This window comes from Dorea sp. AF24-7LB (assembly GCF_003478575.1).
Taxonomy (GTDB): Bacteria; Bacillota; Clostridia; order Lachnospirales; family Lachnospiraceae; genus Dorea_D; species Dorea_D hominis.
In genome coordinates this window covers 60,728-68,652 of the sequence record NZ_QUFR01000002.1, presented here as the reverse complement: position 1 = coordinate 68,652, position 7,925 = coordinate 60,728, and the positions used below count along the sequence as shown (strand labels likewise).

General features: G+C 41.6%; 6 protein-coding genes. All 6 read left to right on the top strand.

What is annotated here, in order from left to right; translation table 11 throughout:
- The first annotated feature begins 125 nt into the window (after positions 1–125).
- Entirely contained in the window at positions 126–1,109 is a 984-nt protein-coding gene (locus DWY31_RS02740; RefSeq protein ID WP_117536780.1) for an ABC transporter ATP-binding protein, read from the top strand.
- Positions 1,109–1,975, top strand: a complete 867-nt coding sequence (locus DWY31_RS02735) for an ABC transporter permease (protein ID WP_117536779.1) — start codon at positions 1,109–1,111, stop codon at positions 1,973–1,975. The genes DWY31_RS02740 and DWY31_RS02735 overlap by 1 nt, the downstream gene beginning before the upstream one ends.
- A 9-nt stretch (positions 1,976–1,984) precedes the next feature.
- Positions 1,985–3,421 carry a GldG family protein gene (locus DWY31_RS02730; protein WP_117536778.1) on the top strand — a complete coding sequence of 479 codons (1,437 nt, stop codon included), beginning with the start codon at positions 1,985–1,987 and terminating at the stop codon, positions 3,419–3,421.
- Between the two features lie 28 nt (positions 3,422–3,449).
- Positions 3,450–4,358: a DUF4340 domain-containing protein gene (locus DWY31_RS02725; protein WP_117536777.1), complete on the top strand. Its 909-nt coding sequence runs from the start codon at positions 3,450–3,452 to the stop codon at positions 4,356–4,358.
- A gap of 169 nt (positions 4,359–4,527) precedes the next feature.
- Positions 4,528–6,090 carry a ClC family H(+)/Cl(-) exchange transporter gene (locus DWY31_RS02720; RefSeq protein WP_117536776.1) on the top strand — a complete coding sequence of 521 codons (1,563 nt, stop codon included), beginning with the start codon at positions 4,528–4,530 and terminating at the stop codon, positions 6,088–6,090.
- Between the two features lie 466 nt (positions 6,091–6,556).
- The gene (gene aspS, locus DWY31_RS02715) at positions 6,557–7,891 is read left to right on the top strand and encodes an aspartate--tRNA(Asn) ligase (protein ID WP_118288207.1); all 1,335 of its coding nucleotides are present in this window, start codon (positions 6,557–6,559) and stop codon (positions 7,889–7,891) included.
- Positions 7,892–7,925 lie beyond the last annotated feature (34 nt).

The following is a 7,925-nucleotide window of genomic DNA, read 5'->3' as shown; positions in this document are numbered from 1 at the left end:
TTTTTCAAAAAACCCCCCGTCCCCCTTTAACGTTTTCACAAAATAAACATATCTTTTCCACATTTTCTTCAAGCTTTCTTCTTATACTGTTACAAATATTGAACAGTATAAGGAGGATATGTATTTTGATCGAAGTGAAAAATCTGACCAAATGCTATGGAAAGCATCTGGCTGTAGATAACTTAAGCTTCACGGTACAGGAAGGGCAGATATATGGCTTCCTGGGACCGAACGGAGCCGGAAAATCTACGACTATGAATATTATGACGGGATATCTTGGCGCTACAAAAGGAGAGGTGCTGATCAACGGGCATGACATTTTAAAAGAGCCGGAAGAAGCAAAAAGCTGTATCGGATATCTGCCGGAGCAGCCACCGCTTTATATGGAAATGACAGTTCTTGAATATCTGACGTTCGCAGCGGAACTTAAGAAAATTCCGAAGGCGGAAAGAGAATCACAGATTCTGCGCGTAATGAGACTTACGAAATTAGATCCGGTAAAAGAACGGCTCATTCACAATTTATCCAAAGGATATAAACAGAGAGTTGGTCTGGCACAGGCAATTTTAGGATTCCCGGAGATCATCATTCTGGATGAGCCTACCGTTGGTCTTGATCCGAAACAGATTATTGAGATCCGTGAACTGATCCGTACGTTGGCAAAGAAACATACGGTAATTTTAAGTTCCCACATTCTGGCGGAAATCCGTGAAGTGTGCGATCATATTATGATCATTGCAGGCGGACACCTGGTGGCAAGTGATACACCGGAGAATCTGGAAAATCTGATGAGCGGCACCGGACATGTTGCGCTGGAGACAAAAGCTTCCAAGGAGCAGATGGAAGTGGTTTTAAAATCTGTTCCGGAGATCAGCTCTGTAAAATATGAAGAAACGGATGAGCATACAACACTGGCTTATATAGAGAGCAAAGACGGTACAGATCTGCGGGAGAAACTTTTCTATACATTTGCAGATGCAAGGATTCCGCTCCTTACACTAAGGCTGAACAAATCATCTCTGGAGGATATCTTCCTTGAGCTGACGCAGGGTGGTAAAAAACAGAAAGAGGCAGAGAAAAAATTAGCCGGTAAGGAGGAACAGAAGTAATGAGTGCAATTTATAAAAGAGAGTTGAAATCATACTTTCATTCGATGATCGGCTATGTATTTATTGCATTTCTGATCGCATTTACAGGAGTTTATTTTATGGCATATAACCTGAATTATGGATATCCATATTTCTCTTATGTGCTGTCCGGAGTTCTGATCGTATTTGTTATTGCAATTCCGGTGCTCACGATGAGAAGTTTTGCCGAAGAACGCAAAAGCCGTACAGACCAGATGCTATTAACAGCTCCGGTCAGCCTGTTTCAGGTCGTTATAGGAAAATATCTTGCAATGGTAACAATCCTGGCAATTCCATGTGCAGTATATCTGATTTTCCCACTGATCATTAAGACACAGGGAACGGCATATATACTGGCAGATGATATGGCGATTCTCGTATTTTTCCTGCTGGGCTGCACGTACATATCTGTCGGAATGTTTGTTTCGGCACTGACAGAAAGCCAGATTATTGCAGCGATTGGTTCGGTTGGAATCCTGCTTCTTCAATATCTGTGGAACGGAATTATGGATCTTCTTCCGACTTCTGCAGTCACAAATGTGATTGGAATCGGCGTTCTTTTAACACTGATTGTTCTTGCTATCTGGCATATGACAAAAAATATTGTGATCGTCGGAGGTCTGGAAGTGATCGTACTTGCTGGATGTGGGATTACTTACGCAGTAAAGTCAAGCATTTTTGAAAGCGCATTAAATACATTTTTCAGTAAATTTTATCTGGCAGGAACTCTTGATGACATTGTTTCCAATCATCTGGTAGATGTAAGTGGAATCATTATGTATTTTTCGCTTACAGCTGTTTTCATTTTCCTTACGATGCAGATGATACAGAAAAGACGTTGGAGTTAGGAGGGCAATATGTTAGAGAAAATAAAAAATACATTTAAAAATGTATCTTCCAGAAACGGAAGTTACAGTGTCGGAATGATTGCACTGGTTGTAGCAATTGTTGTCGTCGTAAATCTGATTGCGGGACAATTGCCTGAAAATGTAAAAAGCATTGATGTCAGTGATAAGAAAATCTATCAGATTTCAAAAACGAGTAAAAAGATCCTGAACAAACTAGATTCAGACATTACATTTACAGTCTATGCACAGAAAAAATCTACCGATGACAGAATCAAAGCGTTTCTGAAAAAATATGCAGCGCTTTCAGATAAGATTACTGTGAAATGGGTAGATCCGGTACTGCATCCGGGAGAACTGACAAAAAATAATGTGGAAGAGAATATGATTCTTGTATCGGATAAGAAAACGAAAAAGACAACGACGGTTTCGTTCAGTGATATCATTGTGACGGATGAGTATTCCTATTATACAACCGGCAGCAGTACGGAGTCTGAGTTTGACGGAGAAGGACAGCTTACCAGTGCAGTCAATTATGTGACAAGCGATACGCAGAAAAAGATTTACTACACGACCGGACATGGAGAAGGAACATTTTCTACATCGGTTACAGACCTTCTTGGAAAGAGTAACATTAAGCAGGAAGAACTGAATCTTGTTATGAAGAATAAAATACCGGATGACTGCGATTTGTTATTTATCTATGCGCCGACGAAAGATCTGACAAAAGATGAAGTAAAACTTCTGAACAATTACATGGACAATGGTGGGAAAATCTACGTTGTTCTCGGTGATGCGGATAAAGCACAGCCGAATCTTAAGAGTTTCCTGAAGAAATATGGTATTCAGGAAGTGAGTGGATACATCGCAGATACGCAGAGAAGCTATCAGGGAAATTATTATTATATCTTCCCGGAACTTACAGCAACAGGGGATCTGGCAAATGGCTTAAGTTCAGACATGGTTCTGCTTGTCAATGCGCATGGATTGAAAGTCTCTGATCCGGAAGATGATACTGTGACAACAACAGAATTTATGAAAACATCATCTTCGGGTTATGCAATAAGTGACAATGATCAGAAGCAGGGAACATATACACTCGGAGTTGTAGCAGAAAAATCAAAAAATGGTTCCGATGATTCAGACGGAGAAACAGACAGTTCAGATATAGCAGATACCGGAAGACTGACTGTAGTGTCTTCCGACAGCCTGATCAATCCGGATGTTACAGATAATATGTCCACACTGGAAAATCTGGATCTGTTTATGAATACAGTCACAGCAAACTATGACGATGTAGAGAATGTTTCAATCAAGGCAAAGAGTCTGCAGGTTACATATAATACGGTACACCATGCCGGAATTATCAGCCTGTTCATCATATTTGGAATTCCTGTGCTGATCCTCGTATATGGATTCATACAGTGGATGAAGAGAAGAAAAGCGTAAAAAGGATTTCAAAGAAAAGAGGGCATGTATGAAACAGAAAAAGAGAATGTTACTGCTTGTAGGAATTCTGGTTGTCCTTTGCGGCGCATATGGCGGAATCAAGGCATGGAACAATCAGATGAAGACGCAGAAGGCGGCAAAGAAAAAAGCACAGACCGTGCAGATCATAGATGCAGATGACCTGACAAAGATCAGTTATAAAAAAGGAAATAAAAATATGACTTTTGTCAAGAAAAATGATACCTGGGTGTATGAAAAAGATAAGACCATCAAATTAACCCAGAGTGCTGTTGAGCAGATTACAGGTACTGTGGAAAGTCTGACAGCAGAGCAGAAACTGGATGCTCCAGATGCGTTGGAGGATTATGGACTTGCGGATCCGGCATATAAAGTATCTTATGAGACAGCTTCCGGAGAAAAAGGAACGCTCGATATCGGTAATAATGTTGGAGAAGATTACTATGCGAAAATCGAAGAAGAAGATACAGTGTATACGATTGGAAGTACACTGGTAGAAAACTTACAGTTTCAGCTATCTTCCTTTGTGAGTCTGGATACTGTGCCGTCCATCAGCAGCGGCAATCTGAAAAAAGTTGCAGTTACGAAAAATGAAACGACAAAGACATACGATGATGAAGATGATCTGGCACAGCTTGCCGGAGGATTCGGAACGATTACGCTGACTGACTGTGCAGATTACCATGTGACAGATAAGACACTTGGCAAATATGGTTTGGAAATTGACAAACGGACAACAGCAACCGCTACATACAAAGATTCTTCATCCGGAAAGAAGAAAACGTACAGTGTTTACATTGGAAAAACAGACAAAGACGGAGAAAACCGGTATGTGATGCCGGAAAATTCAAAAATCGTATACAAAGTCAGCAAAGACGTTATTACAAATATGATTACAGTTTCAGATTCAGATAATTAAATTTTACTGGAAAAAAGACGACCTTCTATTTATAATGTATATGATACCAGAGTCCTAAGGTCTTAAGCCACATGAGCTTGTTCATAATTGGGAAGATTGTGAGAGTGCGCAGCACGGAATAATCTACGGGTATCATATAGCTATGAGAAAGTTATGGGAGGTATGTCTTGTGAGACACAATACACCGGACACGATTAAGCGTGCAGAGCGGTTTCAGATTATTTTAATAGGTGAAGGAATATTAGTTGGAGCAATCGCAGGACTGATTGTACTTTTGTACCGGATCTGTCTGGAATATGCGGGAAAATGGTTAAAGCAGATCCTCGCATATGCGTCAGGCAATCCGGTGCGGATGGCAGGATGGTTTGCGGTGCTCCTTTTGCTTGCCTGGATCGTGGCAAAACTGGTACAGTTTGAGCCGATGATATCCGGAAGCGGAATCCCTCAGCTTGAGGGCGAGATGGTAGGAAAATTAGATCAGACCTGGTGGCGTGTGATGCCGGCAAAGTTCCTCGGCGGCTTCTTATGCCTGCTTGGAGGACTGGCACTTGGAAGAGAAGGCCCATCGATCCAGCTTGGCGCCATGGTAGGAAAAGGGGTATCCAGAGGGCTTGACAGAGGAAAGACCGAAGAGAAGTTTTTATTGACCTGTGGAGCCAGTGCAGGACTTTCAGCAGCGTTTCATGCACCTCTTGCAGGAGTCATGTTTTCACTGGAAGAAGTCCATAAGAACTTTTCCGTATCGGTACTCGTATCCGTAATGTCTGCGTCGCTGACGGCAGATTTCTTATGTTCAAATGTGCTGGGAGTAAGTTCCGTGTTCCAGTTTGATATCTTGCATGCACTGCCAATTCATTCCTATGGAATGATCGTGGCACTTGGAGTGATACTTGGCGTGCTGGGTGCATTTTATAACTGGTTTACTTTGAAATCACAGGAAATCTATAATAAAGCAACGCTTTTACGACCGGAAGTGAAAGTCATGATTCCGTTCGTATGTGCCGGTATTCTTGGATTTACCGCTCCGGATCTTCTGGGAAGCGGACACGCTCTGATTGAATATCTTACAAACAGTGATGTGATGCTTAAGAGCGTTTTGTTTCTCCTGATCGGAAGATTCATCTTCTCAGCAGTAAGTTTTGGATCAGGAGCACCGGGAGGCATTTTCTTCCCGTTACTTGTCATCGGAGGCTATATCGGAGGCGCTTTTGCAACGATCAGTGTGCAGTATTTCGGACTGAATCCAATGTATATCAATAACTTTGTACTTCTGGCAATGGCAGGATATTTTGCCGCAATTGTGCGGGCGCCTCTGACAGGGATTATTCTTATTTTTGAAATGACCGGTTCCTTGAGTCAGATGCTGTCGTTATCGGTTGTATCCATTGTGGCTTATGTTGTAGCAATACTGATGAAGTCAAAACCGATTTATGAAAGTCTGCTGGAGCGTCTCCTGCAAAAGCGCGGAGAGTCTGTGACGGATGAGACCGGCGAAAAGGTACTTGCGAACTTTGTTGTGAAACAGGGATCTTCGATTGAAGAAGAACTGATCCGGGATGTGAAATGGCCGGATAACTGTTTGCTTGTAGCAATACAGCGAGGTACAGATGAGATTATTCCGAAAGGAAAGACAAAACTTCAGGCAGGAGATTTGATTGTAACGATGACAGACGAACGTGATATGGGAGTCATACATGAGAAGATGGAGGCGCTTTGTCAGGAACGATTTTGAAATTTTTTGATTTGGTACTTGCAATTTAAAAAATCCTGTGCTACCATAAACATAGTTTTTAAACAACAAAGCGATGAAGGAGACTCTGTTCTTGTGGAATTAACAGGAAGGAAGCACCGCCGACTGAGAGTGCATCTGAAGGAAGCAGAACAATAGGGAACACTCTGGAGCAGATCTGTTGAACGTCGGCAGGAGATTACCGGATGTAGATTATTAGGCAGATACGTAAGGCACACGTTACGTGCAAGAGATAAGTTCAAAGGCGAGCTTAATGCGGGTGGTACCGCGGATAACAAGTTTATATCCGTCCCGGAATACAAGTATGTATTCTGGGACGTTTTTTAGTACCGGAGGTTCGAAAGAATCTCTTTTTTTATTTATCAAAAAGATTTTTAGTGATAAATAAAATGGCTCTGCGAGGACGCACACTATTTTACCAAAAAGGATACCAAGGGAGGTCTGAATGATGGAATTTATGACAGGAGTAAAGAAAAAAGAGACAAAAGAAATTACAGAGTTACTTACCGGATGCGCAGAAGGAGAGGTTGTAAAAATCAATGGAGCTGTTCATGTCATTCGTGATATGGGAACCGTAGCCTTTGTGATCCTTCGTAAAAGAGAAGGACTTCTGCAGTGTGTATATGAGAAAGAAACTGCAGAATTTGATATAAAAACGATCAAAGAGGCAGCAACACTGGAAGTGACAGGTGTTTTAAAGCAGAATGAGAAAGCACCAAACGGAATCGAGATTACAATGCAGAAAGTGGAAATTTTAAGTGAGCCGGAGGCAGAGATGATGCCGCTTGCAATTTCCAAATGGAAATTGAATACTTCACTGGAAGCAAAATTAAACTACCGCTCCATTGCCCTTAGAAATATCAGAGAGCGTGCAAAATTCCGAATTCAGGAAGGACTTACAAGAGCATTCCGTGATTTTCTTTACAGCCAGGAATTTACAGAGATCCATACACCGAAGATCGGAGCAAAAGGAGCTGAAGGAGGAGCGAATATTTTCAAGCTGGAATATTTCCACAGACCTGCAGTGCTGGCACAGAGCCCGCAGTTTTACAAACAGATGATGGTAGGTGTATTTGACCGTGTATTCGAGACAGCACCGGTATTTCGTGCAGAAAAACACAACACAAAAAGACATTTAAATGAATATACCAGTCTTGATTTTGAGATGGGATATATTGATGGATTCGAAGATATCATGGCAATGGAAACCGGGTATTTACAGTATGCAATGAAACTTTTGCAGAAAGAATATGCGAAAGAACTGAAAATCCTTGGAGTAGAACTTCCGGATGTATCCAGAATCCCGGCAGTCCGTTTCCACGATATTAAAGAAATCGTATCGGAAAAATATGGACATAAGATGCGTAATCCGTTCGATTTAGAGCCGGAGGAGGAGCAGCTGATCGGAAAATATGCAAAAGAAGAGTGGGGCAGTGATTTTGTATTTGTAACTCATTATCCATCCAAAAAGCGTCCATTCTATGCAATGGATGATCCGGAAGATTCGAAATATACATTAAGTTTTGACCTGTTGTTTAAAGGACTTGAGATTACAACAGGAGGTCAGAGAATCCATGATTATCAGAAACTGATAGAAAAGATAGAAGCAAGAGGTATGGAGACAGATGGAATGGATCAGTATCTTGCAACCTTCAGACATGGAATGCCGCCACATGGTGGAATTGGAATCGGACTGGAACGACTGACGATGCAGCTCATCGGGGAAGACAATGTACGCGAGACAACGCTATTTCCAAGAGATTTAAGCAGACTGGAACCATAAAGAAATAGAAAATAGAAAGATGAAAAGGGGACAA

What these genes read in the sequence shown, in the direction of transcription:
- DWY31_RS02735 (WP_117536779.1), top strand. Translation starts at nt 1,109, where the DNA reads ATGAGTGCAATTTATAAAAGAGAGTTGAAATCATACTTTCATTCGATG.
- DWY31_RS02730 (WP_117536778.1), top strand. Translation starts at nt 1,985, where the DNA reads ATGTTAGAGAAAATAAAAAATACATTTAAAAATGTATCTTCCAGAAAC.
- DWY31_RS02725 (WP_117536777.1), top strand. Translation starts at nt 3,450, where the DNA reads ATGAAACAGAAAAAGAGAATGTTACTGCTTGTAGGAATTCTGGTTGTC.
- aspS (WP_118288207.1), top strand. Translation starts at nt 6,557, where the DNA reads ATGGAATTTATGACAGGAGTAAAGAAAAAAGAGACAAAAGAAATTACA.